The sequence below is a fragment of the Microbacterium sp. PI-1 genome, from assembly GCF_004337555.1.
In the GTDB taxonomy this organism is placed as follows: domain Bacteria; phylum Actinomycetota; class Actinomycetes; order Actinomycetales; family Microbacteriaceae; genus Microbacterium; species Microbacterium aurugineum.
In genome coordinates this window covers 12449-37954 of sequence record NZ_SJYZ01000029.1, presented here as the reverse complement: position 1 = coordinate 37954, position 25506 = coordinate 12449, and the positions used below count along the sequence as shown (strand labels likewise).

Genomic DNA, 25506 nt, shown 5'->3' with positions numbered 1-25506 from the left:
TGTCCGATCTCACGAAAAGTGTCGGAGTCTCACGAAGGCTGTCGGAGAGTCTCACGAAAGTGTCGGAGTCTCACTAGACGTGTCGGAAGAGCGGCGTGTCGACCAGCCTCGTTGGGTGCCGGACATAGTCTGCCCGTGAGCAGATCCCCAGTTGGGGCATCTTTGTCAGGGCTCAGGACATAGGCCAGTACCGCTCCCCAGGAGAGAGGCTGACTGCCGAATAGGAAGTATCCGTCGATGTCGATTGGATCCCTATGGACCTGACTCAGCAGTGGCCTGTTCCTCCCACCACTGAAGCGAACCGGACGCGAGCTCGCGTTGAGTACCGTCTCGATGGCGTGCAATTAGAACTTGACGCCGTCGACTGCGACAGCGTGCCCTTCGAACGAGGCGATCCCGTTCGGAACTTTCCCAGTTGGCGGCTCAAGCGGCATTACGACGGCTACCACTGGATGGGAGCGCTTGGCGCGTCTGTCGGATTCGAGTCGCTGACGGAGCGGGGCTGCCTCATCGAATTGGACCGCACCCCGGGCGTGGTTGCGATCGCCAGCCAGCCCATGTGGATCCGATGGACCACGCCCGACGGCCCGCGCGAGCACTGCCCGGACTACTTCGTGCGTCTGGACGACGGGCACGCCGTGCTGATGGACGTCAAGCCGGCGACTCAGATCAAGGACGACGTCAGAAGACAGTTCGACATGACAGCGGTGTTCGCCGCTGAGCGCGGCTGGCGGTATGTCGTCTATGACGCGGAATCGGTAGTCCGCGAGGCCAACCTCCGATTCCTGGGCCCGTTCCGAGACTGGGCGAGCAGCGAAGAACTGCCAATGCTCCCAGAAGATGGGCTACCCCTGGCTGAGGTAGCTGCGCTGCTCGGTGTCGGATCCGAGGGCTTCGCACACTGCTACGCGCACCTCTGGTCAGGGGCGCTCGAGGCAGATCTCGATCAAGCCCTCAACATCAGAACGATCGTGTGGCAAAGGAGCGTGTGATGCGCGTTGTAGTTGGCGGGTCGCTCACGTGGCGTCAACGCAAGTTCTCGGTCTTGTTTATTGAGAAGGATTCGGCGATGCTCCGAGATGAGGACGGAAGTGAGGTCGAAGTCGCTCTCGACGAGCTTCGACATGATGCAACACCGGTGCCTAGCGACACTTCAGGTCTGCTGAACCTTTCTCTGCAGGTGCAGGACATCACGCCGGACATGGATCCGTGGCTGCAATCGTGCATACGCATCGAGGCGACCCGAGAAGAGATCGGGGTCGGGAAGGCTGTTGAAGCAGAGCGCGAGTGGCTGGAGGTGCGCCTAAGTAGAACTGTCTCCACGCGCGCCGTGGAGCGTCGGCTTAAAGCGTTCCGAGAGCAGGGGACGACCACTGCAGGCAAAGGCTCCCCACGCAAGAGCACATGGGATCCACGCCTCGTCGAGGCCATCAACCACGTACTCGGAGGAAAGAGCCGCGCCTCGACTGTGAGTCGAACTACAGCGATCGAACAAATCATGAGGCGCGTCGAACGTCTCCACGGCGATGCGGTGAAGCTGCCGAGCCGAGCGACGTTCTTCCGACTTCTCGAAGCAGACGAGCACGGGCAATTCACCTTCGGTTCGGCCAAGACTCGCGAGTCGCTTGCGCTTCAACCCGACGGCACATTCGGCACTCGCACCGCACTGCGTCCCGGCGAACTGGTCGAGATGGACTCCACGCGGATCGATGTCATGTTGCGGATCGATGACGAAACCGTCGGCCGGCCCGAACTGACGATTCTCCTTGACGTCGCAACTCGCTCGATTCTTGCCGCGATGCTGCGCCCCGAAGGGACGAAGAGCGTCGACCTGGTGGCTGTCCTTGCACGGGCCCTGGTGCCCTATGGCCGGCGTATGGAAGGGGTTCGCGAGACCCGACAGCTGATTTCGACGGCATGGGCTGACGATCAACTGATCGATCAGGAGCGATTTGAGCGATTGCGTCTCGCGCAGCCGTATGTGTTTCCCGACACGATCACCACCGACCGCGGACGAAACTATTTGTCGCGGCATTTCCGCGCTGCGTGTGAAACCTTGAATATCTCGCTGATCACCTCGGCGCCGCACACACCAACGGACAAACCGCACGTAGAGCGAGCGTTCGGGGCAATCAACTCAATGCTGCTGCAGCACGTGAAGGGATATGTCGGCCGCAGCGTCGAACATCGCGGTCGCGACACAGACACGGAATCCGACGAATTACTGACGATCGCACAGGCCCAGGAGCTCCTAGAGGACTGGATCGCGGTCGAGTGGCAGAATCGTCCGCATGACGGACTGCGGGACCCGTTGCATCCGCGTATCAAGTTGTCGCCGAACGAGATGTGTCGCGCGTTCCGTGCTTACGTGCCCGAACTCCACGTACCGCTGACGCGAGACGACTACATCGCGCTGCTACCTGTGGACTACCGAGTTCTGAACCGCTACGGCGTGCGCATCGATAACCGCGTCTACAACTCCGAGCGGCTCAAAGGCCTGTGGAGGCGCAAGTCTCCTGACAAAGCGCGGAACGGCCGATGGCCGATCCGCGTAGACCCCTACAATCTGCACGTCGTCTGGCTCGAGCGGGACGGCGAGTTCATCCCTCTGAGATGGTCCAATCAGGTCCATGAACTCCCGATGCTGGGTGATGTCTGGCGGTACGCCCGCACGTCGCGCTCCGGTGATGTCGCTGAGCTCGATGCTGAACGTCGCGAGCTTGCGATGGCGATCAAGGCGTTCGCCGGTCAAGGGAATCCAGCCCCTCGAAGCAACGGTCAGAAGCGAAGCGGGCGAGAGCGCGCTCGATTGGCAGCGATCGCTGAAGATCCGATGAACTTCACCAGTGTGAAGAGCATCGAGGACGAGAAACGACCTGCTGACGGTGACAACTCGTCCATCGAGACCACCTCTACCGAGGAATGGCCTAACAGCGGTGGCTTCCCTCTCATCGGAGACAGGCTCGACGAGGTGCGGCGGAGGATCGACGAATGATCGAGATCGCGACCAAGGAAGGCTGGCGCGAGCACGTTGACACCGCGTATGAGCGCCCGGCGCCGGTCACATCCGAGGAGCTTCGGGCCATGAGCTTCGGGGACCGCGCGTTATACAACCAGGGACGAGCTCAATACTCGCAGGCAGGCGCCTTCGTGCGGACACCGCAGTTCGAAGCCTTCCAGCGAGCCGTTCGGGATCGCGTCATGCTCAACGCCTACCGACGAGTCGGGAAGCTAGGCCTGATCCTCTCGGGGGAGCCAGGCCAGGGCAAGACCACTTCGCTAGTCGAGATCGGTAGAGCACACGAACGCAGGCGGCGAGACACCGGCCACCCGGCTGCGGGGCCGGGCATGCTCCCAGTCGTGTATGTCGCGGTACCCGCCCAGTGCTCAGCCAAAGCTCTGATGCATGAGTTCGCCCGATTCCTTGGTCTCCCGGTTCTCGGCAGGATGACCTACGGGGACCTGCTGGAAGCGGTCTCGAACGCCCTGCGCAGATGCTCCACCGAACTCGTCTTGGTCGATGACGTGCATCACCTCGATCTGAAGTACCGGCAGAACGTCGAGGCATCCGACATGCTCAAGCAGCTTTCTGAGCGATGTGGAGGCACGTTCGTCTACGCCGGAATCGCAGTTGAGGGGACCGGACTTCTCGACGGCTCACGTGGTGGGCAGATCGGGAAGCGATTCGAAGTGCACGTGGCCTTACCATTTCCTTTGATCTCGACCGCGGAGAAGGCTCGCTGGGGTGATCTGCTTCTCGCCATGGAGAGCTCACTGTGTCTAGCAGAGCAACGGCCAGGATCGATTCTGTCCGCGGCGCCGACACTGCACGCGCTGACGGGCGGGGAGATCGGACTGCTCAAGGACCTCTTGCAGTTCGCTGCCCTGAGCGCGATGGACGACGGAACCGAGAAGCTCGATGCGGCCGCATTCGAACGCGACCTTGCCCGCCGTCAGACGGCCGCAACGCTCCACACAAGCAAGCCGCGACGATCGCGAACGCCTGCGAGTGCGGCATGACCTCGCGTCTCGGGCTTCCGATTTCCGTTCGCCTGTATCCGGGGGAAACGGCGGCGAGCTACTGGGCGCGGCTTTGCGCCGCAAATGCAATCGGCGAAAAGGACCTCTGGTTGGCGTTGCGACGCGAGGATCGAACCCTCCCAATTCGGGTGACACCGAGAAGCGCCCTCTGGAAGATCGAGGCGTTAGGTGGGCTTCCGGATGGTGCATTGTTCCGCGAAGCCGGCGGTCGCGCCTGTGGACATGGTGGCGCCACGCGTCAAGTCGAATGCCCGAGTTGTCGCATGATTCCGGCAGCTGTGGCTCTCTGCAGACGGTGCGCCGGAGGCGATCAGGTCACAGTCGCGCGTATGCACGGTCCGGTCTGCGTGCGACACCGGAGGTGGCACGGAAGCGGTCGAGATATTCCCCTGCCGGGGAGGCACAAGCACCTGCTCGCGCAACGCCTGCTGAATGGAACTCTCACTCTTCGAGGTGTGCCGTATCGGTCACCCGAAGTTGATGCGGCCGCGGAGTTGCTGCGACTGCGAAATCTCGAAGGTGGGTGCGCAGCTGAACTTCTGGATGACGAGATTCCTCAATTTCCGCGGCGAATCGCGCTCACTGCGCGGCTCACTGACGCTCGTCTCGCGAACGTTCTGATGTCGCAGGGTCTCGGTGGGTACGCACTGGCAATGCTGTTCGATCGCGTAGTCGCCGCGCACTCTCTAGGGCATCGCGCCGTGGACGGCATCTTCGACAGCCTGAGGATTCAGGGACGGGAACTCTGGATCGGCAGGTCCGCGGTCGCTACGCAAGGCGGCTGCGTGCTTACGCCCGCTGCCAGGCGCATGCTTCCGAGGGTCAAGGCGATCAGGGCGCATGTGCTGAACCATCGTGTGGAACTGAGGTCGAGGTAGGCATGCGAACTTTTCCCTGTCGTGTGATTCCGCTGCCCGGGGAGACGCCTACCGGTTTCCTAGCTAGGTTGGCCGTCGCCAACTCGCTCGATCTCAGCGCGCTCACCCACTATTTGGAGCGGACGGTTGGTGCCAACAGGTCGAGCTCGACCAACGCTCGATTCACATCTGCGACTGAGGCAATCGGTGCGCTGCCTCCCGGATACTTCGCCAAGGAGCGCGCACGCTTCCGTCTGTATCGGCGCTGCCACCACGTTCGGTGGATGCTTCGACGCTGCGCCACGTGCGAAGTTGTTGATCGCGCTCGCTCCGCGTGCTTGGTATGCAGCGACGGAAACCCGACTGAGGTGTTCAGTAGGGGAGGTGGGTTTTGCATTCGCCACCGTCGATGGCACTTCCTCGGTGAAGATGAACTCCTGTCCACCCCGTCGGCGTGCCATCGCGCCGAACAGTCGATTTCAGGAATCCTTTGGAGACGCGGGGTGACGATGCACACGGGCGAATACGACCTTGCCCTGCGCTTGATCATCGACAGCTGGCAAGAGCGACCTGACGCGCGCTGGCTCCGAGCCTCGTGCTCGTATGCGCCGGCAGTTGACCTGCTCGTGACGCTAACGCACCCTGACGTCACGCTCAGCTTGTTTGCACTCGCCGAGAGCGACTCCCAGCAGGTCGAAGGGCTTATCGGGCTCGTCGTAGGCATTGGAGGTGGAAGCCGGACGGCGGAACTGGAATCGACCGCAGCCACGGTCGTAGCGGTTCACCGCGCCGCGATGTACACCGCGATCCGAATGCCGAAATCGAGCGGGGCGACGGTATCGAAAACGCCATTTGAGAAGGGGGTCGCGGAAGCGTCCTACCGTGAGAAAGCGGTTCTCCTGCGCCACGTCACGCGCTCCGGCAGAAGAGCGGACATCGTGGAGCGTGCTGTGCGTGCGGCACCTGCATCTCGGGTCGTATCCCGGCGCATCGTTCCCGGCTGGGCTGACGATGCACCGTGGGTCACGCAGGGGACTGAACAGCGCTCAGCGACTTCGAAGATCGGGAGCGTTCCCCGGGACCAGATCGGTCAAGGTGATGCCGAGCACCTGGGTGAGAGCCAGGAGAGTTCGCAACGTCGGGTTAGCCGAGTGGCCGGGGCGTGATTCGCCCTTCTCGTACTTCTGATACGTGTACCGGGTCAGCCCGGCGCGGTAGGCCACGTCTTCCTGGCTCAGATTGGCTTTGTGGCGAGCAGTGCGAAGGGAAGTGGCGAAGCGCTGCGCGAACGCAGCCCAATCTGCTTCCAAGTCGTCGTTCCGCTGGCGCACCTTCCAAGCGTCTAGATCCGGGCGCTCATGTTTGGCCTAATCGGTATGGCATAATTTGGGAGGCCATACGAAACAATCATCATCTTCGTCGGATTGCTCCGCTACTCCCTGCACGTGTGCTGCCCATCCCGGTGACTGGCGGTCGCGCCGCGGGATCGGCCCGTGCATGCGACCGCGAAATGTGATGGTGTGCGTCATGTGTGAGGCGTTCCCGATCTGGTGGCAGGACATCACGAGTCCGCCGCCTACAGAATGGGTGTACATGTTCGAAGAGTTCACCGGCGATGACACCGCGGAGGAATGGGCACTGGCTGCCGCCATCTTCATCGCGCAGACTCGACGCCGCACGGGCCTCGGTCCGACGTTCGCCGAACTCTTCACCCACCTGCTGCCCGACACCGGTGGATTGCCGGGTCCTTTCCCAGAACTCGAGTTCATGGAGCGCCGACGGGTGGTCACGGGATTTCGAGGTCACGCCGCTATCGAGTGGCGTCGTCGAGGAATGATTAGCTTCGACAGGGCCGTGATGCGCAGTCTGCGCGTAGGGCGCGCGTTCCGTGAGCATTCTCGACTGCGGCAACAGTCCCGAGCGTCCCTAGTTGCCCGTAACGGTTCGAAGCATTCCACACTGGTCCTGCTTGCGGAGCCGCTGGAGGTGGCTGACGAAACGAACGAAGGTACGTAGGCTCCCATCGAGCCGAGGTACCCGTGAGCCACCACTAGCCCGTTCGAGTCGTCTAGAGCGTAGAACGTCGATCAGGAGGGGACGATATGACTGAGAACGCTCCGCCGGGGCTTCGGCGGATCATTGCTCGTATCGAACCTGGCTGGCCTCAGCTCATCGATGTGAGTTCCGGCTGGTACCCGCTTCTCGACCGGCTTGACAGAAAGCTCGCGGCGATCGCTCCGGGCTACGTCGTTCAGCAGGTCAAATCAAAGTTCGGCTCTCTGAGCTTTTACGCTCGGGCATCCGAAGACGTCTACGACTACAACAACGAGTTCAGCGAAGCCATCCTCGCCGCTGAGTGGGAGAGCACGACGACCTGCGAAGAATGCGGGGCGCCGGCGAGGACCTACACGATCCGAATGTGGGTGTGGGCACTCTGCGCTTCTCACGCTCGTGCCAAGGCTGAGGAAGCCGCCGAATGAAGCCCGCAGTGCCCGGCGGGTGTTCAGAGTCCGAGCTGCTCGGCTAGAAACTGATCAATTCGCCCAATATCGTCAAGGGTGACGCCCACGAACTTGTCGGGGCGGACGACCAGCGATGGGACCTCCGTCATTGCGGTTAGCCGTTGCTCAGCGTCCTCGGGAGCTTGATCGTCTGCCCACACGACTGCGTTCGGGCTCGTCTGCCGAATGTGCGAGATCAGGCTCGCCGTCCGCCATCCACGCTTGGGCCAGTTCTGCCAAGGCACGTACGGGCCGATGAGCTTGCCTCGCAACGGCTCGCGGATCAACCAGCCGACCTGATCACGCGGCCACGTCGTCAGCCAGGCGACCTGCACGCCGGGTCGCTGGGCGAGGTCGTCAAGTGCGTCCACCAGGTCATCGTCGACCGTCATCCAGGAACGCCAGCCTTCATCGTTCTGATGCAGCGCGCGCTCTTCCTCGCGGTAGATCCTGGAGATTGTGCCATCGACATCGAGCGCAAGCAGTGCAGTGCGCTGATGAGAGCGCCTATTCACGATCAGACATCTCTGCGTGAGGTTGCGTTGTCGGACGGGCTTGGTGTTCGGCCGTCTTGGTGTGACAAATGGGGGGCTCCGAGGTGGCCATAGCGCGAGCCTAGGAGCATCGTGGCTCAGGCGCGAGTCTCTCCTCGCATGGAGTATGACGGTCGCGGAGGAGGCGATAGCCGCCACGCGCAGTTGCACGCCATCGGCAACAGCAGCGGGGACTGGCTCACCCGCTGTCTGGGTGGGTCGTGCTCGTTGCCGAGGGCTGCGCGCAGCTGCTGCTTCGCTATAGAGACAGGAACCTCGTGGTCGACGGGTTCATTCGTAGGACGACTGTTGCTTCGTTCGAGCGCAGTTCACGGAATACAGTTCACCCATGACCAGAGAGTGGCCCCAATACACAGGTTCCAAGAAATCAGTGCGTCGCGCGGGCGAGGTTCTTCGGTCACCTAGTGCGTCCGTCGAGCAAAAGTCGGAAGCCCGAGAACTCGCAAAAGCGTGGCGCTCTGCACACCAGTATCCGATGAACACTTGGCAGGTGCGGGTACGGAACTACACCAGAGGCGATGGAGACGCTCTAGTCGCGCAGAGGCTGAAGCGCCTCCCGTCGATCGAACGAAAGCTCGCTCGCTTCGAGAACAGCCAACTCGACACGATGCAAGACCTCGGTGGAGTGCGCGCCGTGCTCGCGGACGTCGACCAGGTCCGTGCGGTCGAGAAACTGCTGTTGAGCAGACCGGGCAACCACGTTTTGAAGCAGCACGACGACTATTTATCGATGCCGAAGGACGACGGGTATCGTTCGGTTCACATTGCATACGCGTACGGCACGCGTCAACCAACACCCTGGGACTCCTACCGGATCGAGATCCAGCTGCGAACTCGGCTGCAGCATTTTTGGGCGACGGCAGTCGAGACCGTCGACCTGTTCTCCGGCCAAAACTTGAAGTTCGGGACCGGCGAGAACTGGTGGCGGGAGTTCTTCGCGTTGATGAGCTCGGAGATCGCCGAGCTCGAAGGAATGCCTCTCGTGCCAGGGACCCCTACGGCGCGAGAAGAGCGCCGACAACGCTTGGAAGATATCGATGCAGTGCACGAGGTGACAGCGCGTTTAGCTAGCTTCAAGCAAGTCATCCAGAGATCTACCGCCGAGGACGGGAAGTACATCCTCCTCGACCTTGACTTGGATGATGGAACGCTCGAGATGGTCGGGTACTCCGACGACGAGGCGGCGACCAATGCGTACGCCGACCTGGAAACGCGCACTCGGAGCAACCCGTTCCGGGACGTCGTGCTTGTATCCGTCGATGACGCGAGCAAATTGCAACAGGCTTACCCGAACTACTTCGTGAACATCGAGGTCTTCATCCATCTCGTGAATCGCGCCATCGCCGTCGGCTAGCGTCCGGAAGTGGGGAATCCGCGTTGCGCAGATTCTGACAACTTCGTTAGACAAACGCCCCCGCCGCAACTCACAGCTACCGCGTCATTCGCGGCTCTCGCGTCTCGTTTCGTGACCACTGTCGTGTGGTCGGACACACCTGCTCGTCCTCACGTGGTTTGTCGGATTCTCACGAAGCATTTCATGCACTGTCTGGTCAACGGTGAATCCACGGGCCCCGCCGAGAATGACCGCCGCACGCGCCGCGAGACGGATGCACGACGCCGACTGGAGAGTCGATTGCACGCGCATCGGCGCTGATGTCTGATGCAGGTCGTACATTGAAGCGTGCACGTCCTCTTCCCGACCCGAGGAGACCCGAATGGAAACCCTTCCGACGCAGTTCACCACTGCCGTCAGCAACGTCACTATCAGTGACGACAAAGAACGGCGCGCCATCGCCGCGCACACCGAGGTGCGTGAGCTTCTTGAAGCAGACGCCACGCTGAAGAGCTGGGACATAACACCGCTTCTCATTGGGTCCTATGGTCGCCAGACTGCCCGATACCCCGGCAAGGACGTGGACATCTTCCTTCGGTTCCTCAACCTGGGCATCGCCTTCGACCCTGCAGTCGTCTACGACGAAGTGTCCAGGGTCCTCCTGGCCGAGTACGGACATGTCGACGACGGCGGTCGGGTGACCCCGCAGCCGCGCAGCCTGAAGGTCGATTTCGCCTCCCCGAATGCGCAGGCTGACCTCGCGTTCAGCGTGGACGCTGTACCGGCTGTTCCGTGGGGCAGAGACTGGGCTATCCCCAATCGTGACCGCTCGACGTGGCAGAACGAAGCCGATCGCTGGGTTCGAACGAACCCTGTTGCTTTCGGTGAGGCCTCGCAGGCGCTGTCGACGAGCGACAAGAGCCCCGTCGTCAACGGTCGGAACGCATACAAGCCGATCGTGAGGCTGTTGCGACAGGTTCGCCATGTGCATCTTGGCGAAGCCAAGCCAGGCGGACTCTATGTCGAGGTAGCTGTGTACGAGGCGTGGCAGAACGGACGTGTGACCGGCGATTCATGGGCCGAGCTGTTCGCGTCCTCGCTTTACGAGGTATCCCGCATCTTTTTGACGGCGGCGGGCGACGGGCTCCTAGATCCGATTCTCCGCACGCCGCTCAAGCCTGCACTCGAGACTTCTGACTGCCTGCATGCGAGCCGGACGTTCGGTGCGCTCGCGGCTGATGCAGAGGAGGCACTTCGAGCGACTCCGTGCGCGGCAGCGAAGACCTGGCGGAACATCCTCGGCACGAACGACCGCGGTCAGGTGTTCCCGCTTCCTGACGGCTGCAGCGGGAGTGGTGTGCCCGTGCCGGCAGTAGCCGCCGTGAGCGCCAACGGGCCGACACGCGCTCGCGGTTTCGCGCTGCGATGAGACCGCCCTTCGTATACAGCCAACCCGCGTTTGAGGCCTTCTGTGCGGAACTGGTTATGGCCGGGTTCAGCCCAGTGCCTGGGACGCATCAGGCACGATGGGTGGGCCCATTGCCGGAGGCGCTTCGCCCGCTGACCGACCTCACTGAGATGCGGCTGTCCTTCCCGGACGGGTGGCCGGCGCTAGCGGTACGCGGCCATGTTCCCGGGTTCGTGTCTGACCATGTCATGCCCGACACGGGATACATCTGCCTTTGGGCCGACGATGACCCGGCGCAGGTCGTTGCGCAAACCTGGGGCGTGTACTTGGAGCGACTGGGAGCTTGGGCAGCGAGCGCGGCCCAAGACTTTCGACCGGAAGACCGCGCTCTCGATGCGTGGGTGATGTTCCCCGGGCGCGCCTCCCTCGCTGCCGAACTGGATATCCCGACACTGTTCGACACGCCACGCAACGGAAAGACCCATGTGGTCCATGGACGTGCCGACGGGGTGCTGACACTCAGCCGGCGGCCCGCCGAGAACTACCTGCTCTCAGGGCCGGTCTTCTTCCGAGACGCCGCGCTCGAGACCCCGCGCTCGCTTGACGACTTCCGAGCCGCATTGACACCTCGGCAGCGCAGCAACCTCGACAACGGTCTCCAGCGGCGACGTGACGCGAGAGAGAATCAACCGAGCGGCGGCTACGACTTCGCGGTCCTAGCTTGGCCAAAGTATGACCAGTACGAGGCGCTCGTGCTCACCTTCACCGGCGCGGAGGGCACGCTGGCGGCGTTCGCCAATCCCACCTCCCCCTCGGATACCGAGAGCCGCCTCCGTCGTGCGGGACCCGACGCTCCTCAGTTGCGCGGCAAGCGTGTCCTCATCGCTGGCGTCGGAGCGCTCGGCAGCCAGGTTGCGCGCACGTTGGCAACTAGTGGCGTCGGACGTCTCCGTCTCCACGACAACGACAGCATGCGCTCCACCAACTTGGTGCGCCACATCCTGCTTTCCCACTCCGTCGGGCACTCGAAAGCAGGGTTCACGAGCCTCTACATCGAGGACGTCGCGCCCTGGTGCAGGCCGACAATGCACGAGGACGTTCCGCTTCGGCCGGACGACATTGTTCCTTTATTGCGCGACGTCGACCTCGTCGTTGACTGCACAGGGGTCTTCGCCGCCACACTGGCTATCGCTTCGGCCTGCGATGAGACGAACGTGCCGCTCATCAGCGCGTCTCTCGCACGCGGCGGCGACGCTTTCCGCGTTCAACGCCAGACGGATGAAGATGTGCCGCTCATGCAGCGGACCGCGCCTGAGTTTCCACCCATCCCGCCTGGCGACGAATCAGAAGCGTTCGGGTTCCTCGAGCTCGGCTGCACTGCGCTTGTGCACAATGCGGCTTCGGCAAGCGTCCTGCGTGCTGCGTCCGAAACAACGCTGGCCTGCCTCGACCTCCTGCTCGGCCGGGCTGGGCGCACCGCAGATGCAGTGACCATACTCCGCCCCCTCGACGAAGCACCGTTCGATGTCGTCGGTGAACACAGATTCCCTACGGCGGCGCCATGATCGCGGAGCCGATCGTGTACGTGTCGGAATCGGCCCTGGAACGGCTGCGGGTTAGCGCCGCCCACTCTCACCCTCTCGAAACCGGCGGCATCCTGATTGGCGTGACAGCAGGCGACTCCCCCTGGGTGACCGAAGTCCGGACGGTCGATTCGCCAGGACGAGGCCCTGCCCAGTTCATCCTCCCGCGCGGCGTCACTCAGCGTGCGGTTCGCGACGCACGTCGAGCCGACGCGCGTCTCGGCTATATCGGCGACTGGCATTCCCATCCCGCCGACGTGCCGGCAAGCCGCACAGACCTCCTCACTACTCGCACGACGTCTCTGGCGATGCGTCGCTCAGTACTGCTGCTGGTTGCTCGCCACCGCGGCACAACCTATGCGCTGGACATGTCTATGGCGCGCGGCACCCGCATCGTGCCCTGCCGCATGATTCCAACCGGTGACCTTCCTCTACCTGCACATCAAACCGACACGACCAGTTAACCGAGGCATCATGAACATTCCTGTCAATGACGACGACATCGACGTCCGAGGTCCCCTGTTCCTTTCGTACCGACAGTCAGACGGAACGAAGACCGTCTCCTCGCTCGGATGGTTGCTGCGCGCGGCGGGGATCCCCGTGTGGCGGGACGTCGACGACCTCCCGCCCGGCGATACCGCGGACCGTCTGGAGCAAGCACTGGCCGACAGGTTGTCCGGCGGCGTAGTGGTCATCACGCCCGACATCGCAAACAGCCCCGTTGTGAAGTCCATTGAGGCGCCCGCACTCATCAGGCTAAATCGCGGCGACAATCGATTCCAACTGCTGGTCGCGAACGCCATTGAGCGCTCACCGGGCAAGGTCGACTACAGCGCACCAGACAGGCTCCTCGAACGCGTGCGTCGCGAACTGGAAGGGATCAACCAAAACCCCGTAACCGATGACGGGCTCTTCGAGATTGTCCGAGCGGCCGTCGCGCACCGCATGGCACAGCACCGTGCAATCGTGGAGGCGAACGGGTACTTCGAGCTCACGGTTCAAACCCGCAATATCGGGCAGGTATACGACCGTACGGGCGCGCAGCTCGACGTGCGGGTCCGACGCTCATCCCACGAGCGCCTCCCCTGCGCAGAGGGTCTCGACGACCTGCGGCGAGCCCTCACGCTTCTTCCGGACGCAGTCGTCACGACCGGGGCGCGGAATGTCCGCATCTCCGGCGGCGGACACTTTTCGGTCGGGTTCGCGCTCGGAGCCGCGCTACCGTCGTCACGCGTCGGCAGCATCACGGTCATCGACCAGCGCGACGCCGAATGGGCGAGCACGACCGAGGCCGCCGTGCCCGCAGTGCCTCAGCTCACCTTCGACGCGGTGGATGCTGAGTCCACGGTCGGGGGCCGTCCGCGAGTCGTCGCGTACGTCGACCTGCTACCTACCCGGAGCGACGCTGCGCCGCTGCGATTCCTCGACGACCACGTCGGCGAGTACGTCGCGAGCGCCACGATTGCGTACGCGAATGGAGGCCTCATCGACCCGGCCGATGCAGGCAGCATCGCCGCAGAGGCGATGGCACTCGTACGTCAGCTTTCCGCTCGGCATGGCAACGCGGCGGTCGACCTGCTGCTGAGATGCCCCTTTCCGCTGTCCGTGCTGATGGGCAGACTCTCGAACACGCTGCGCGTACGGCTATTCGAGTGGGATGACAGCGACGTGGATGGCGATTTCACACCGCGGTACGTCGCCGCGCTCGATGTACACGCCAGCGCTCCAAATGGGCCAATCACTTCCGCTCTGCTCCCAAGTGACGGAGGCAGCGTTGGGGGCACGGCTGGAATCGGCGCTGACGATGCCTAGGCGCGCCGTCTTGCGTGGCAGAGGGGAGTAGCGGCCCACCAACCGACAACTTTCGTGAGATCGGACAGCCACTATTGTCGTTTCTCACGAAACCTGTCGCATTCTCACGAAACCTGTCGCTGTTCTCATGAAAGGTGGCGGATTCTCGCGGATGTTGTCACACGGTCTTCCGGGATCGACACCTGTGTCAGCAACGCCGAGGTCGCCTACACATCAACTAGCTCTGGAGAAGCGTCGGAAGCGGCAAGCGATTTCGACAGTGCGGTGGCGTGGTTCGGCGGACGCATAGGGGATCTGCGTACAGTGCGAATGTGCCTCGAGACCCACGCTTTCGTACCGTTCGTGGTGCGGTCGGAGTCATGCTCGCTGCGGTGTTCGCGATCGGTCTGAGCGGGTGTGCGCCGGATCCCGTCAGCGATTCCTTCCTCAAGGGTGAGAACACCGGGTATGTGGCCGCCGACGGCGCGATCGTCGAGATCCCGATCGCCGAGCGGAGCGAACCGGTCGACTTCAGCGGCATTACTGAAACTGGTGATGATTTCGACAGTGCGGACAACGCCGGCAAGGTCACGGTGGTCAATTTCTGGTACGCCGGGTGCGCGCCGTGCCGCATCGAGGCGAAGGATCTCGAAGGCGTCTGGCAGGAATACGGCGGCGAGGATGTAGCTTTCATCGGCATCAATACCCGCGACCAGGCCGACACTGCCCAGGCTTTCTCTGACGAGTTCGGCATCACCTACCCGAGCCTGATCGACGTGAACACGGCCGAGGCGAAACTCGCTTTCTCCAAGGTTGTGCCAATCCAGGCGACACCGACGACTCTCGTGCTTGACAGACAGGGCCGTGTCGCCGCGCGCATCATCGGACCCATCGACGGCACCTCGATCCTCTCGACGCTCGTCAAAGACGCTCTGGCAGAGACACCATGAACGCCGACGCCATCATCGGGTCCGGTGCGCTCTGGCTCGCAGCCCCCATCGCGATGCTCGCCGGTCTCGTGTCGTTCCTGTCGCCCTGCGTGCTCCCGCTGGTCCCCGGCTTCCTCGGCTTCCTCGGCGGAGCGGTCGCGCCGCGCTCGAAGGGTGACGCGACGAACGCAGTCGCGCCTGAGCGCCGTCAGCTCGTTGTCGGCGTGCTTCTGTTCATCCTCGGCTTCAGTGTCGTCTTTGTTCTCATCACTGCGCTGAGCGGGACGGCCGGCGTGTTCTTCCTACGCTGGGGTGACCTGGTCACGCGCATCCTCGGAGTCGTCGTCATCCTGATGGGGCTCGTCTTCCTCGGGTTGTTCAGTTTCGCCCAGCGGGAGGTCCGCTTTCACGTTGGCTCCCGGGCCGGTGTCGTCGGGGCGCCGCTACTCGGAGTGGCACTCGGTATCGGCTGGGCGCCGTGTATGGGGCCGACGCTTGCCGCGATCATCGCGCTTTCGTTCAACGCCGGCGACCCTGTCCGGGCTGGCTTCCTTGGTCTCGCGTATTCGCTTGGCCTCGGCATCCCGTTCCTGCTGGTCGCACTGGGGTTCGGTTGGGCGGCGAAGACGGTCGAGTTTCTCCGTCGTCACATCCGGGTGCTGAATGTCTGCGGCGGTATCCTCCTGATCGTCCTCGGCCTCCTGATGGTGACAGGGCTGTGGACCGACATCATGTCGCGGCTGACGGCGGTGATGGGCAGCGTCATCCTCCCGCTCTGAGATCCCTAGCAAGGATGTCGGGAGTGACGACTGGAGCAGCCTTCTCTACCCAACTGTTCATGTCGACGGCGCCACTTCGTGATCCGGCGTCGGAACCTTAGATATAGACGCCACGGTCTTCCATGAACCGGACGGGGTTGGTGTAGCCACCGTTGATGTAGACCTCGAAATGCAGATGGCACCCGAAGGAGCGTCCGGTGTCACCCGCGTATGCGATGACCTGGCCGGAATTGACCCATTGCCCCCGGCTGACGGCGATGCCACCGGGTTTGATGTGGGCGTACCCGGTGCTGACGCCCCCGCCGTGTTGGATGCGGACGTAATTGCCGTAGTTGCCGTTGGCGGCGGCGTAGTCCACGGTTCCGGAGTTGGCGGCGTAGATCGCCGCTCCGCAGCCGTTGGCCAGGTCGGCGCCGTAGTGGTAGCTCGAGGAGCAGCCCTGCGAACCACAGATGGGGGTCCGCGGGCCGTAGCTTGAACTTCGGCCGCCCCCGTGGGGCCGAACCCAACCGCCGCTCCCGGCGGAGCCTCCGCCGCCACCGTTGCCGCCTCCGTTGGCTGCCGCTTCGGCGGCTTCGCGTTCGCGACGGGCGCGCTCTTCGGCCTCGCGCGCGGCTACACCCGCCTGGTAGCCGGCGACCGTCTGCGTGGTGGTGTCTTTCAGCGCGGCGAGCTGCGCCTGCATCGTCTCGAGGTTCGCGGCTTGCTCGTCGAGCGCGGCCTGTGCGGCGTCGGCCGCTTCTTGTGCGGCAATCATCTTCTGCTCCGCGACCTGCTGCAGGCGGTCTCGTTCGTCGCGGGCGACCTTCGCCTGATCGGTCAGCGATTGGGCGGTGTTGCGCGCCGAGATTGCGTCATCGTAGACCGACCGGTTGTACTCGAGCAGCTTGTCCATGGTGCCCAGCCGGGACAGGAGCTCATCGGCGTTGTCCGCGGAGCCGGAGAAGAACAGTTGCAGTGCTGAGTCGTCTCCACCGTTGCGGTACAGCTGTGCCGCAACTTGACCGGCCCTGCGCGCAGAGGTTTCGGCCATCGCTGATTGTTCGTCGGCCTGCGCCTGCAGGCTCTCGGCTTCCGTGATCGCAGCGAAGTATTCCTGTTGTGCTGCGTAGAACTCGTCGGAGGCTGTATCGGCGGCAGCCTGGGTCTCGGCGACTTTCTGCGTCAAGGACTGGATCAGCCCTTCGATTCGGGTGATCTCGGCGGCCTTGGCAGCTTCGTTGTTCTTGGCGCGTTGGACATCGTCCCAGCTCGGGTAGGACGCAGCGTACGCCGCTGAGACGCCGGAGCCGATACCGAATGCAGCGAATGCAGCGACGCCGAGGGCGCCGAGTCCGAAAGCGCCACGTCGAGTCACACTCAGCTTCCAGAATGAGTCGCGTTCGGCGGGCGTGGGTGCACACCCGCATTCTTCAGCCGCCTCCGTAGCAGCCGCGGAGACGCGTCGTTCGTTCACTGTGCCCTCTCCTCGAGTTCGGCTTCGTGGATTCTGCTGCCATGGGCGCGCCGATTGGCCATGCTCGCGTTGCCCGCTGTCTGGTCTATCGTCCGTTCGTGGGGGCCGAAGTCGCGCCGACTCGCCCGTGATCTCTGATCTGTGGCCCATATTTGACGCATCGAACTTGAGTTCGACTGTCCTGGCACGAGGCTCACTCTTTCGGGTCCGTGTGGACGTCGGCGCTCGACCGGTTGTGTTTTTTCTTCTTCACTTGCCGTACGACAACGGTGGCGGTGATCACCGCGGCACCGATGACAGCAACGGCGATGATGAGCGGGATCGCGATTGAAGCCACCTCGTTCTCGCCTGCAGATACCACCGGGGCAGGGGTGTCCGCTGCTGGCGGTTCGGTGGTTGGCGCGGTGGAGGGCGACGCCTTTGCCGGTTGGATCCGTGATTGTTCGTTCCCGCATGCTGGTTTGTCCCATCCCAGCCCTGGCTCGCTGCTGGTGGGAGCGTACGTGAACGTGAAGCTCTCGGAGATGGGGTGACCGTCGCTGGAGACGGCGTTCCACAGCACGGTGTAGACGCCCGGTTCTCCGAGTGCGACCGGGGTGGTGAGGATGTTGCGGTCGATGGTGGAGCAGCTGGATTCGTAGAAGAGGCCGTCGGGTCCTTGCACTTGGGCGAAGCTGGCCTGGCTGAAGTCAATGAGTTCCCCGCTGAACGTGAGAGCGACGTCGTCAAGTTGGGTGACGGTTTCGTCTGCCCCGGGCACGGTGTCCAGGAGGTTGTCGTGCGCGAGAGCTGCGGGGGCCGGTGCGGCCACGATTCCCAGTGTGATGAGAGCTAGAAGTGTGCTGGCGAGCCAGCGGGTGCGGTGGGTGGAGGTCACAGGTGCGGGTCCTTTCGTACGGCGGGCACGGGGGTGCTGTCGGTAGGTCGGTTGTTGCGTTTCGTGTGGAGGACGGAGAAGCCGGTGAGGATTGCGAGCATTCCCGCGATCACCAAGGTGGCGGCTCCGGCGAGGGCCTGGTCCTGGAGGGGGGTGGGTCCCCATGTCCGCCCCATGGCGCCAAACCATTCCGCGACGATGAGGTCGGAGCGAGTGATCGTGGCGATGCCGAAGAACGCTGCCACGCCTGTGAGCGCAGTGAGTGAGGCCACACGCCACCGCCCCTCGGGGGTTGTGGACGCGTTCAGGGAAAGCGATCGTATGAAAAGGCACCCGGTGACGAGGAGCTGGCTGATCATCCATTCCGCTCCGAGCTGGTCGTAGAGCGACCAGCGGAACAGGTCGGAGTAGTGGAACAACCACAGCGACGTGGCGAAAAGAGCCGCGGCGACGACGGGGCGCAGAGTAAATTTGGCCAGCGGGCTGTGGGCGGCCCAGAGAAGCCATTCCCGCGGTCCTCGGCTTCCATCGTCCCGTGGATGGATGACCAAGGCTGCGAGGGTGATCGGCGCCGCGAAGACAAGGAGCAAGGGGATCGCGAGGCTGAGGAGAGCGAAGGAGAGGAATCGCATACTGATGAGCGAGTCGTCGTAGGCGGCGAGCGGGCCACTGGTTGTCCACAGAAGCGCACCCATCCCCGCAATCCAGCTGACCGTCCGCCTGGCTGGCCACGGATACCCGCGGCGCCGTGCGCGTTGGACGCCGACGAGGTAGAAGACGATTCCGAAACCCGCGACGAGCACCCAGAGGAGGTCGGGGCTCCACGCCGTGAACCATCTCTGCAGGGTGAGTGCGATCGGGACGGGTGCGTCGGTGAGGATCTCCGCGGCGGTGTTCTGCGGCAGTGTGATCGTATCGGCGGGGGCGGCGGTGCGGGCGAGGGCGGCGGCCGCACCGCTCGCGATACCCATGAAACCGAGTTCGACGCTCACGATCATCCAGAAGGCGCCACGGCCCTCGCTGGCATTTGCGAGGAGTCGACGGCGGTAGGCGGCACCCAGGACGCCCATGACCAGAAGAGCGCCGATCTTTGTGAGAAGGATGAGGCCGTACGGTGAGGCCAAATCCTCCCACCGGCCGAGGGCAGTGAGCGCCCGCGCGTATCCCGAGACGGCGACACCGATGAACGCGATGAGCGCCACCGTCGAGTACCGGCGAAGCACGTTGTCGAGTTCGTGCGGAGAGCTGATCGGTCGCACGACGACGAGCAGGATGAGACCTCCGAGCCATATCGCTGCTGAAATGACGTGCAGGACGAGGGACATGACCGCGGGATCGTGGTTGGCGAGCTCACCCGAATGACCTTGGGTGGCCATGGGTATCAGGCTGATGATCGCAAGCATGGTTGTGATCAGCACCGCACCATAGCTGCGCACAGCGAATGCGAGGACTGTCACGACCGAGGCGAGGATCGCGGTGATAAGCCATGATCGTCCCAGTTCGGTGTCGAGGAGGAAGCGGCCCAGCTGCGCGCCGAACTCAGCGCTCAGGTTCACTTGCGGATTGAATGAGGACAGGAAGGTGAGGTAAGCCACCACCCCGCTTGTGATGGTGAGGGTCGCGGCGCCGGCGGAGGCTATATCGAGCGCGACGGTGAAGGGCTTCCCTGCCGAGGGGAGAGCGAACACCGCCAGTACCAGGGGCCCGAGCATCGCCGCACCGGAGAGATTGACGAACAGTTTCGCGGCCGGGAGTCCCCATCGCACGAGCGCTCCAGGGTCACTGGTGAGTCTTGGTGCAGCTCCTCCACCGATCGCGAGCCCGACGACCACAGCGATGAGTGCGGCGGCAACGAGGAGCGTCGGTCCAGCGATCCGGAGAACAACGGCATTCATGGAGTGGTATCCCCTGTCTCAGTGCCAGGAGCGTCCGGGTCTTCTGTCACAGGCGCCGTGCATTCACCGGTCTTGGTGAGCTGCTGGATCGCCCCGGCAAGAGATTCGAGAACCGCGTCCGCCGACAGGGTGGTGGTGTCCACGTACACCTGGGCAGCTGGCTCTCGGCCGTAGGTTGTGAGCCGCAGATTCGGGGTCTCCTCCTCGTCGACGATCCAATCGACGCCACCCAAGCTGACACATTGCAGGGTGGTGGGGGCCGGGGGCTCCAACCCGCAGGTGAGGAGCACGCTGCTGGGGGTACCCCATGCTGCGGTGGCCTGAGCGTCCGTCCAGACGCGAGCCTGGTCGCCAATTGAGTCCGGTAGTCGTACGGTGACCTCTGCGCACAGCGGGTCGTTCGCGTTTGCTGCGGGCTCGAGGTGGATGGTGGGTGCGCAGCTGGTGAGCACAAGCAGTGCGCACAGCGCCGCGACAGAGGTCAGAATCTTGAGCTTCACAACGTCATCCATCCGTCTTCCTGGGAGTCAGCACGAGTCCGTCGCGGTCGGATCGACATGACGAGCAGCGCTAGTACCGTTCCGATACTGAGCATCCAGTCGAGCCACGGCATCAGCACGACAGCGAGAGTCGTGCCGGTGCGGAGGGGGACCTCGGTGATCTTCGCCGCGGTCGTGTCCACCGCAACCTGCGCCAGCACCTTTCCATCGCGGCCGATGACTTGACTGGTCCCGGTGGTGGAGACGTTCACCGCAGTTCTCCCTGTTTCGAGCGCGCGCATGCGGGCGATGGCCAGCTGTTGGAGGTTCTCGTCGGTGCCTCTGAAGTCCGCGTTGTTGGTTTGAAACACGAACATTTGCGCGCCAGAGGCAGCGCTTTGGTGGATGACGTCGTCGTAGATGACGTCGAAACAGATCGCCAGACCGATGGGCACATCGTCAACGTTCATGAGGGGTGTGTTGGAGCCGGGCGTGTACTCGCGTTGTATCAATCCGATGAGGTCGGGGGCGATGGCTTCGTAGAACCAACGGTCCGGGACGTATTCGCCGAAAGGGACGGGGTTGACCTTGTCGTGGAGCTGCTGCGGCCCGGCGCTGGTCCACAGCATGGAGGTGTTGAACGTGTCGGCTCCGCGGGTGGTTGCCGCATTCACCAGTGCCGGAGTGCCGGCACTCTGCACGAGTCGATCAAGGCGGTCTGCGACGGCGGCATCGCGCAGGGGATCGGCGTCGACGGCCCCTTCTGGCCAGACGAGAAGGTCCATTTCACGCCCCAGGAGAGGAGATGTCGCTTCTTCCTGTGCGCGCAGGATGTCGCCTGGTGTCCTGGTGTCGAAGTAGCCGCTGGGTCCGTTGCCCTGTACCCATCCGACGCGCATCATTCCCGCTTGCTCGGTGGGGAACAGAGGGATGGCTATCGCGGCAACGACGATGACCACGGCCGTTGCTGCTGGCTCCCATCGGCGGAGGATGAGGGCTTCCACGACGCTCGCGCAGACGAGAACGGTCAGGAAGGACAGCCCCGTGGTTCCCACCCATGAAGCGGCTTCCGCGAGCGGGCTCTCGGCGAGGCTGAAACCGACGCGCGCCCATGGGAACCCGGTGTACGGCGTACTCCCCATCAGTGTTTCTCGCAGCATCCATACCCCGGCGACGAGCATGGGAGTGATCGCACGATACGCGTATCCCGCGCGGGTGGTGGTGACCCGATAGGCGAGTGCGATCAGCGCACCGCCGGCACCGAACAGCAGGGATTCCAAGCCAGCCAGCGCGACCCATGGGATGGGTCCCAGAAACCGGGTCACCCATACCAGGTGGGTGAAGTAGAAGGTCGCGCCGTAGACGAGGGAGATCAGGAACGCCCCGGGTAGAGAGCGTCCGCGGAGCGTCCACAGCCCGATGGTTACGCTCACGAACGTTGCGGGCCACCACCCGTTTGCGGGGTAGGCGAGATCCAGCATGCCTCCTGCGATGGCGGACGCGACGATCGCTACGGGAAACGGCACCCCAGCTGGTAGGCGCGCATCGTGCGCTCGGGGGTTCCCGCGCCGTGGTCGAACGGAGAGGGCGTGTCTCACCAATGGGTCAGCGGTCACGGTCATGAGAGCTCAGTTTTTTGAGGTAGGCGTTGTACATGTCGAGGTCGGTGTTCCCGTGCACGTCGGCGTACCGGTCGGCCGCGGCAGCCCGGGCGGTGTCGCTGCGGAACCAGCGATGCATCACGTAGATCAACATCAGCACGGTCGGGGCTCCACCGTAGGACCATGCCAGAGCGCCGGCTAGCTGCTGATCGGCGAGGGGATCGATGCCCAGTGCTTTGGTGGGGGCGACGAATGAGCCGACCAGGATCGTGCTGGCCATCATGAGGAACACCCCGAAGAACGCGTGGAGCGCGGCTTCAGCAAACACGTCCAGTGCACGGGCACCATGACCCAACCTGACCGGCAGCGGATCGGAGGACAGGATGGGGATGGTGAAGAGCATGCCGGCGAGGAGGAATCCGACCTCGAGTGCGACGTGGCCCCCGGGGAGAGCGAGGATGGCATCGGCAGCACCCGCAAGGTAGATGCCGTAGAACGCGAACAGGTACAGCGGGACAGTGGCCCACGGGCTGAGTATCCATTTCGCGGCCGGGCTTCGAAGAGCACTGTGGGCCGCTGTGAGGACTACCCGTCCCGCCCCATGGTGCGGTGTTGATCGCAGAAGAAGGGTTCCGGGTGAGCCGAGGACCAGTAGCGGCGGCACCATCATCATCAGAGTGAGCTGCTGGAACATGAAAACGGACACCAGCGCCTGGCCGTAGGTTTCAACACCCAGACCGGTGACCGCCGCGAGGAGAACGCACCCGAGCAGGAAGCTGACCGTGCGCCACACGGGCCAACGACGCCCGTGCGTCCACAACCGGATCGCGCCGACGAGATACAGCGCAGCGAGGATCCCCGCAACGATCGGTAGCACTGGAAGCGGAATGTCGGCCGGTGCGAGGAACGCCTGCAGAGATGGGGGGCTGTCGGGGATCTCGCCGCTCATACGCATGGTCGTGACAAGAAGATCGCGCAGTTCACTTCCGGATCACCTTGATCGTCGCCCCCGCTGCCAGGAACACCACGGCCGCGATGGGTTGTGCTGTGGTCCACACGACACCGGAGAAGGGGAAGGGCATCACCGGATTCCAGAGCACGGCAATGGCGAGGAAGACCGGGATCCACCACCAGTGGCGTGCCTGGAGCGCAAACCACGCGACGATCAGCCCGAAAATTGAGGCAATGAAGAGGACGAGCGGCGCCCAATTCGCCTGGAAGAGCGCCGGGGCCAGAAACAGGATCGCGGCGGCGACGAGGCTGGGGGCCAGGGCGTTCCGCTGGTAAGTGGAGGGGACGCGTTCTTTGGGACTCATGGGTGAACCGTTTCTTCGGCGGGTACAGGGTCGTCGGGGCGGGACGTGGGGTCTGGCCGGCGACGGCTCGTGCGCAGACCCGCGACGATGAGGAACACGGCACCGATGCCGAGAGCGATATCGGCGAGGTTGCCGATGAACAGGTTCCCGTAGGCGAGGAAATCGGTGACGTGCCCGATCCCGAACGCGGGCGGCGAGAATAAGCGATCGATGAGGTTCCCGATCGCACCGCCCACGATGAAACCGAAACCAACCGCCGACCACACGTTCCGGGCTCGGGTGGCGGCAACGATGAGGACCGCGGTGACAGCGACCCCGATGACGGTGATGACCCATGTGGAGCCTTCCCCGAGCGAGAAGATCGCCCCGGGGTTGAAGGCCAGTTGAAGACCGAGCCAGTCACCGATCAGCGGTATACGCGCATCCTGCCGCAACGTGTTCAGAGCAAGAGTCTTGGTGCCTTGATCGATCAGGATGACGATGGCGGCGACGATGAGCATCACGGCCGACCGGCGGACTCGATCACGCATCGGCGTCTTTCTCCTTAGCTGCAGCATCCTTGGCGGCCTGTGCGCGGTCGCGCTGGTGACGCTGGCGCCCGGCCATAACCACTCCCACAACGCCGATCCCCAGAATCAGTGCCAGACCCGAGAGGAAGAACAGGGGGAGCAGTTCGAAAGCACCGCCACCGGATGCCGTGCCACCGTATGTTTGCGCGGGTCGGGCCGGTTCCGGCTCCTCCGTTGGGGAGGTTTCAGGGGTGGGGCTTGTGGTCGGAGTGCTGGGTTCCGTGTCCGTCGCGGGCGTGACGGTGTACACATACTCCCCGTTGATCGGGTGTCCGTCGGCGGAGACGGTCTTCCAGCGGACGGTGAAGATGCCGGTTGCGGCGTCGGGGGAGAGGTGTTGAGTGATCGAGTCACCGCTCACCGTTGGCGGGTCGACGGCGACGTTTGCTCCGCTTTCATCGATAACCTCGACGACCGTTGCATCGTCACCACCGGTGAGGGCCCCGGTGAACATCAAAGAGATCTCGTCGGGGGAGCCGTTGATGGTCGAGTCGGCGGTGGGGTACGACGAAACGAAGTCGTCGTGAGCGGCCGCCGGAGATGCAGTCCCAAGGACGACGGATGCCGACAACAACAGGGTGGTGAGGACGGCAGCGGTGCGTGCCGAGAGGCGTTTATGCATGGGTGTCGTGCTCTCCGGGGTGGGATTCGGGTTCGATCTGAAAGGTGGAGTGTTCGATGCTCACGGCGAAATGTTCGCTGACGCATTGCTGAAGTGATGTCAGCAGTGCGGCGGAAGCTTCCATCGTGACGGTGTCATCGACCACGACATGGGCGGTGAGCGTGGGGAGGTCGGTCGAGACCTGGGTCGCGTGGAGGTCGTGCACAGCGACCACGTGCGGCAGGGCAAGGATGTGGCGGCGGACATCCTCGAGATCGAGGCCGGCAGGTGTGGACTCCATCAATACCCGGCCGGATGCTCGCAACAGGATGAGGGTGCGGGGGATGATGAGGAGCGCGATCAAGACGCCCGCGACGGCGTCCGCCTGATACCAACCGAAAACGGCGATGAGGATGGCGCTGGCGATGACGCCGACGGAACCGAGGGCATCGTTGACGACCTCGAGGAACGCGGCGCGCATGTTGAGGTTGCGTCCGCGGCCGCTGAACAATACGAGCATGGAGGCGATGTTGGCGACGAGACCGACGATGCCGAAGAACAGCAGACTTCCCGATGCGATCTCAGGGGGCTCGAACAGCCGCCGTACGCCTTCCACGAGCGCGAAGATACCCACCCCGAGCAGCAGAGCTGCTTGAGCGAGCGCACCGAGCACCTCCGTGCGTTGAAGACCGAAGGTGTACCTGGGAGTCGGGGGACGATTCATCAGATGCGCGGCGGTGACGGCCATCGCCAACCCGACGACATCGGTGAGCATGTGCGCCGCATCAACGAGCAGTGCGAGGCTGCCTGTGATAATCGCCCCGATCACTTCGACGATGAAGACCGAAGAGGTGATCGCGAACGCGATGACCAGGCGATTGCGAGGAGTGGCGTCACCAATACCGTGACTGTGCCCTGCTTCTGTCATGGTGCTCC

At 63.5% G+C, this 25506-nt stretch carries 25 protein-coding genes; 13 read left to right on the top strand and 12 right to left on the bottom strand.

Annotation, left to right across the window (positions count from 1 at the left end):
• The first annotated feature begins 254 nt into the window (after positions 1 to 254).
• From E0W80_RS17020 to E0W80_RS19550, 4 genes are all read left to right on the top strand, one after another.
• Complete coding sequence (locus E0W80_RS17020) at positions 255 to 992, top strand: TnsA-like heteromeric transposase endonuclease subunit (RefSeq protein ID WP_058631474.1); 738 nt, start codon at positions 255 to 257, stop codon at positions 990 to 992.
• Positions 992 to 2995, top strand: a complete 2004-nt coding sequence (locus E0W80_RS17015; RefSeq protein ID WP_082682575.1) for a Mu transposase C-terminal domain-containing protein — start codon at positions 992 to 994, stop codon at positions 2993 to 2995. Before E0W80_RS17020 ends, E0W80_RS17015 begins: the two co-directional genes overlap by 1 nt.
• Positions 2992 to 4020, top strand: a complete 1029-nt coding sequence (locus E0W80_RS17010; RefSeq protein ID WP_058631472.1) for an ATP-binding protein — start codon at positions 2992 to 2994, stop codon at positions 4018 to 4020. The genes E0W80_RS17015 and E0W80_RS17010 overlap by 4 nt, the downstream gene beginning before the upstream one ends.
• 1381 nt (positions 4021 to 5401) lie before the next feature.
• Positions 5402 to 6064, top strand: coding sequence for a hypothetical protein (locus E0W80_RS19550; RefSeq protein WP_164743609.1), 663 nt, complete (start codon positions 5402 to 5404; stop codon positions 6062 to 6064).
• Here the strand turns inward: E0W80_RS19550 and E0W80_RS19545 are convergent.
• Complete coding sequence (locus E0W80_RS19545; protein WP_205802387.1) at positions 5945 to 6229, bottom strand: helix-turn-helix transcriptional regulator; 285 nt, start codon at positions 6227 to 6229, stop codon at positions 5945 to 5947. The two genes, E0W80_RS19550 and E0W80_RS19545, sit on opposite strands and share 120 nt — an antisense overlap.
• A 262-nt stretch (positions 6230 to 6491) precedes the next feature.
• Here E0W80_RS19545 and E0W80_RS17000 point away from each other — a divergent pair, with 262 nt between their 5' ends.
• Positions 6492 to 6914 (top strand): hypothetical protein, encoded by a 423-nt coding sequence (locus E0W80_RS17000; protein WP_127481838.1) that lies wholly within the window; start codon positions 6492 to 6494, stop codon positions 6912 to 6914.
• 86 nt (positions 6915 to 7000) lie between these two features.
• On the top strand, positions 7001 to 7378 hold the full coding sequence (locus E0W80_RS16995; protein WP_058631468.1) for a hypothetical protein: 378 nt from the start codon (positions 7001 to 7003) through the stop codon (positions 7376 to 7378).
• 23 nt (positions 7379 to 7401) lie between these two features.
• Here E0W80_RS16995 and E0W80_RS16990 read toward each other — a convergent pair whose 3' ends face one another.
• Positions 7402 to 7914 (bottom strand): HAD domain-containing protein, encoded by a 513-nt coding sequence (locus tag E0W80_RS16990; protein WP_127481839.1) that lies wholly within the window; start codon positions 7912 to 7914, stop codon positions 7402 to 7404.
• A gap of 367 nt (positions 7915 to 8281) precedes the next feature.
• Between E0W80_RS16990 and E0W80_RS16985 the strand changes: the two genes are divergently transcribed.
• The 7 genes from E0W80_RS16985 to E0W80_RS16955 all read left to right on the top strand — a co-directional run bounded on the left by E0W80_RS16985 (position 8282) and on the right by E0W80_RS16955 (position 15776).
• Positions 8282 to 9307: a RelA/SpoT domain-containing protein gene (locus tag E0W80_RS16985; RefSeq protein ID WP_127481840.1), complete on the top strand. Its 1026-nt coding sequence runs from the start codon at positions 8282 to 8284 to the stop codon at positions 9305 to 9307.
• A gap of 361 nt (positions 9308 to 9668) precedes the next feature.
• Positions 9669 to 10715, top strand: a complete 1047-nt coding sequence (locus E0W80_RS16980) for a nucleotidyltransferase (RefSeq protein WP_058631465.1) — start codon at positions 9669 to 9671, stop codon at positions 10713 to 10715.
• Positions 10716 to 10942: 227 nt separating this feature from the next.
• Entirely contained in the window at positions 10943 to 12259 is a 1317-nt protein-coding gene (locus E0W80_RS16975) for a ThiF family adenylyltransferase (protein WP_165875503.1), read from the top strand.
• Positions 12256 to 12741 (top strand): Mov34/MPN/PAD-1 family protein, encoded by a 486-nt coding sequence (locus E0W80_RS16970; protein ID WP_131494219.1) that lies wholly within the window; start codon positions 12256 to 12258, stop codon positions 12739 to 12741. The genes E0W80_RS16975 and E0W80_RS16970 overlap by 4 nt, the downstream gene beginning before the upstream one ends.
• Complete coding sequence (locus tag E0W80_RS16965; protein WP_240740576.1) at positions 12698 to 14089, top strand: SAVED domain-containing protein; 1392 nt, start codon at positions 12698 to 12700, stop codon at positions 14087 to 14089. Before E0W80_RS16970 ends, E0W80_RS16965 begins: the two co-directional genes overlap by 44 nt.
• Positions 14090 to 14448: 359 nt before the next feature.
• The gene (locus tag E0W80_RS16960) at positions 14449 to 15018 is read left to right on the top strand and encodes a TlpA disulfide reductase family protein (RefSeq protein WP_127481843.1); all 570 of its coding nucleotides are present in this window, start codon (positions 14449 to 14451) and stop codon (positions 15016 to 15018) included.
• The gene (locus E0W80_RS16955) at positions 15015 to 15776 is read left to right on the top strand and encodes a cytochrome c biogenesis CcdA family protein (protein WP_131494218.1); all 762 of its coding nucleotides are present in this window, start codon (positions 15015 to 15017) and stop codon (positions 15774 to 15776) included. Before E0W80_RS16960 ends, E0W80_RS16955 begins: the two co-directional genes overlap by 4 nt.
• 97 nt (positions 15777 to 15873) lie before the next feature.
• Here E0W80_RS16955 and E0W80_RS16950 read toward each other — a convergent pair whose 3' ends face one another.
• The 10 genes from E0W80_RS16950 to E0W80_RS16905 form a co-directional block, all read right to left on the bottom strand.
• Entirely contained in the window at positions 15874 to 17232 is a 1359-nt protein-coding gene (locus E0W80_RS16950) for a M23 family metallopeptidase (RefSeq protein WP_058631461.1), read from the bottom strand.
• 193 nt (positions 17233 to 17425) lie between these two features.
• Complete coding sequence (locus E0W80_RS16945) at positions 17426 to 18043, bottom strand: copper resistance CopC family protein (RefSeq protein WP_165875502.1); 618 nt, start codon at positions 18041 to 18043, stop codon at positions 17426 to 17428.
• Between the two features lie 62 nt (positions 18044 to 18105).
• Entirely contained in the window at positions 18106 to 20004 is a 1899-nt protein-coding gene (locus E0W80_RS16940; RefSeq protein WP_131494214.1) for a cytochrome c oxidase assembly protein, read from the bottom strand.
• Positions 20001 to 20516 carry a DUF3515 family protein gene (locus tag E0W80_RS16935; protein ID WP_058631458.1) on the bottom strand — a complete coding sequence of 172 codons (516 nt, stop codon included), beginning with the start codon at positions 20514 to 20516 and terminating at the stop codon, positions 20001 to 20003. The genes E0W80_RS16940 and E0W80_RS16935 overlap by 4 nt, the downstream gene beginning before the upstream one ends.
• Positions 20501 to 21964: an apolipoprotein N-acyltransferase gene (lnt, locus tag E0W80_RS16930; RefSeq protein ID WP_232762584.1), complete on the bottom strand. Its 1464-nt coding sequence runs from the start codon at positions 21962 to 21964 to the stop codon at positions 20501 to 20503. The genes E0W80_RS16935 and lnt overlap by 16 nt, the downstream gene beginning before the upstream one ends.
• 124 nt (positions 21965 to 22088) lie before the next feature.
• Positions 22089 to 23039, bottom strand: coding sequence for a cytochrome c oxidase assembly protein (locus tag E0W80_RS16925; RefSeq protein WP_131494212.1), 951 nt, complete (start codon positions 23037 to 23039; stop codon positions 22089 to 22091).
• A 25-nt stretch (positions 23040 to 23064) separates the two neighbouring features.
• Positions 23065 to 23400 (bottom strand): DUF6804 family protein, encoded by a 336-nt coding sequence (locus tag E0W80_RS16920; RefSeq protein ID WP_045278974.1) that lies wholly within the window; start codon positions 23398 to 23400, stop codon positions 23065 to 23067.
• A complete protein-coding gene (gene lspA / locus E0W80_RS16915) occupies positions 23397 to 23930 on the bottom strand; it encodes a signal peptidase II (protein ID WP_058631456.1) in 534 nt (177 codons plus the stop codon). The genes E0W80_RS16920 and lspA overlap by 4 nt, the downstream gene beginning before the upstream one ends.
• Positions 23923 to 24540: a copper resistance CopC family protein gene (locus tag E0W80_RS16910; protein ID WP_165875501.1), complete on the bottom strand. Its 618-nt coding sequence runs from the start codon at positions 24538 to 24540 to the stop codon at positions 23923 to 23925. The genes lspA and E0W80_RS16910 overlap by 8 nt, the downstream gene beginning before the upstream one ends.
• A 43-nt stretch (positions 24541 to 24583) precedes the next feature.
• A complete protein-coding gene (locus E0W80_RS16905) occupies positions 24584 to 25498 on the bottom strand; it encodes a cation diffusion facilitator family transporter (protein WP_058631454.1) in 915 nt (304 codons plus the stop codon).
• Between the last annotated feature and the right edge of the window lie 8 nt (positions 25499 to 25506).

Bases quoted from the DNA above. Each gene is read 5' to 3' on its own strand.
- E0W80_RS17020 (WP_058631474.1), top strand. From the start codon at position 255: ATGGACCTGACTCAGCAGTGGCCTGTTCCTCCCACCACTGAAGCGAAC.
- E0W80_RS17015 (WP_082682575.1), top strand. From the start codon at position 992: ATGCGCGTTGTAGTTGGCGGGTCGCTCACGTGGCGTCAACGCAAGTTC.
- E0W80_RS17010 (WP_058631472.1), top strand. From the start codon at position 2,992: ATGATCGAGATCGCGACCAAGGAAGGCTGGCGCGAGCACGTTGACACC.
- E0W80_RS17000 (WP_127481838.1), top strand. From the start codon at position 6,492: ATGTTCGAAGAGTTCACCGGCGATGACACCGCGGAGGAATGGGCACTG.
- E0W80_RS16995 (WP_058631468.1), top strand. From the start codon at position 7,001: ATGACTGAGAACGCTCCGCCGGGGCTTCGGCGGATCATTGCTCGTATC.
- E0W80_RS16985 (WP_127481840.1), top strand. From the start codon at position 8,282: ATGACCAGAGAGTGGCCCCAATACACAGGTTCCAAGAAATCAGTGCGT.
- E0W80_RS16980 (WP_058631465.1), top strand. From the start codon at position 9,669: ATGGAAACCCTTCCGACGCAGTTCACCACTGCCGTCAGCAACGTCACT.
- E0W80_RS16975 (WP_165875503.1), top strand. From the start codon at position 10,943: ATGCCCGACACGGGATACATCTGCCTTTGGGCCGACGATGACCCGGCG.
- E0W80_RS16970 (WP_131494219.1), top strand. From the start codon at position 12,256: ATGATCGCGGAGCCGATCGTGTACGTGTCGGAATCGGCCCTGGAACGG.
- E0W80_RS16960 (WP_127481843.1), top strand. From the start codon at position 14,449: ATGCTCGCTGCGGTGTTCGCGATCGGTCTGAGCGGGTGTGCGCCGGAT.
- E0W80_RS16955 (WP_131494218.1), top strand. From the start codon at position 15,015: ATGAACGCCGACGCCATCATCGGGTCCGGTGCGCTCTGGCTCGCAGCC.
- E0W80_RS16940 (WP_131494214.1), bottom strand. From the start codon at position 20,004: ATGAATGCCGTTGTTCTCCGGATCGCTGGACCGACGCTCCTCGTTGCC.
- E0W80_RS16935 (WP_058631458.1), bottom strand. From the start codon at position 20,516: ATGGATGACGTTGTGAAGCTCAAGATTCTGACCTCTGTCGCGGCGCTG.
- lnt (WP_232762584.1), bottom strand. From the start codon at position 21,964: ATGCTGGATCTCGCCTACCCCGCAAACGGGTGGTGGCCCGCAACGTTC.
- E0W80_RS16925 (WP_131494212.1), bottom strand. From the start codon at position 23,039: ATGCGTATGAGCGGCGAGATCCCCGACAGCCCCCCATCTCTGCAGGCG.
- E0W80_RS16920 (WP_045278974.1), bottom strand. From the start codon at position 23,400: ATGAGTCCCAAAGAACGCGTCCCCTCCACTTACCAGCGGAACGCCCTG.
- lspA (WP_058631456.1), bottom strand. From the start codon at position 23,930: ATGCGTGATCGAGTCCGCCGGTCGGCCGTGATGCTCATCGTCGCCGCC.
- E0W80_RS16905 (WP_058631454.1), bottom strand. From the start codon at position 25,498: ATGACAGAAGCAGGGCACAGTCACGGTATTGGTGACGCCACTCCTCGC.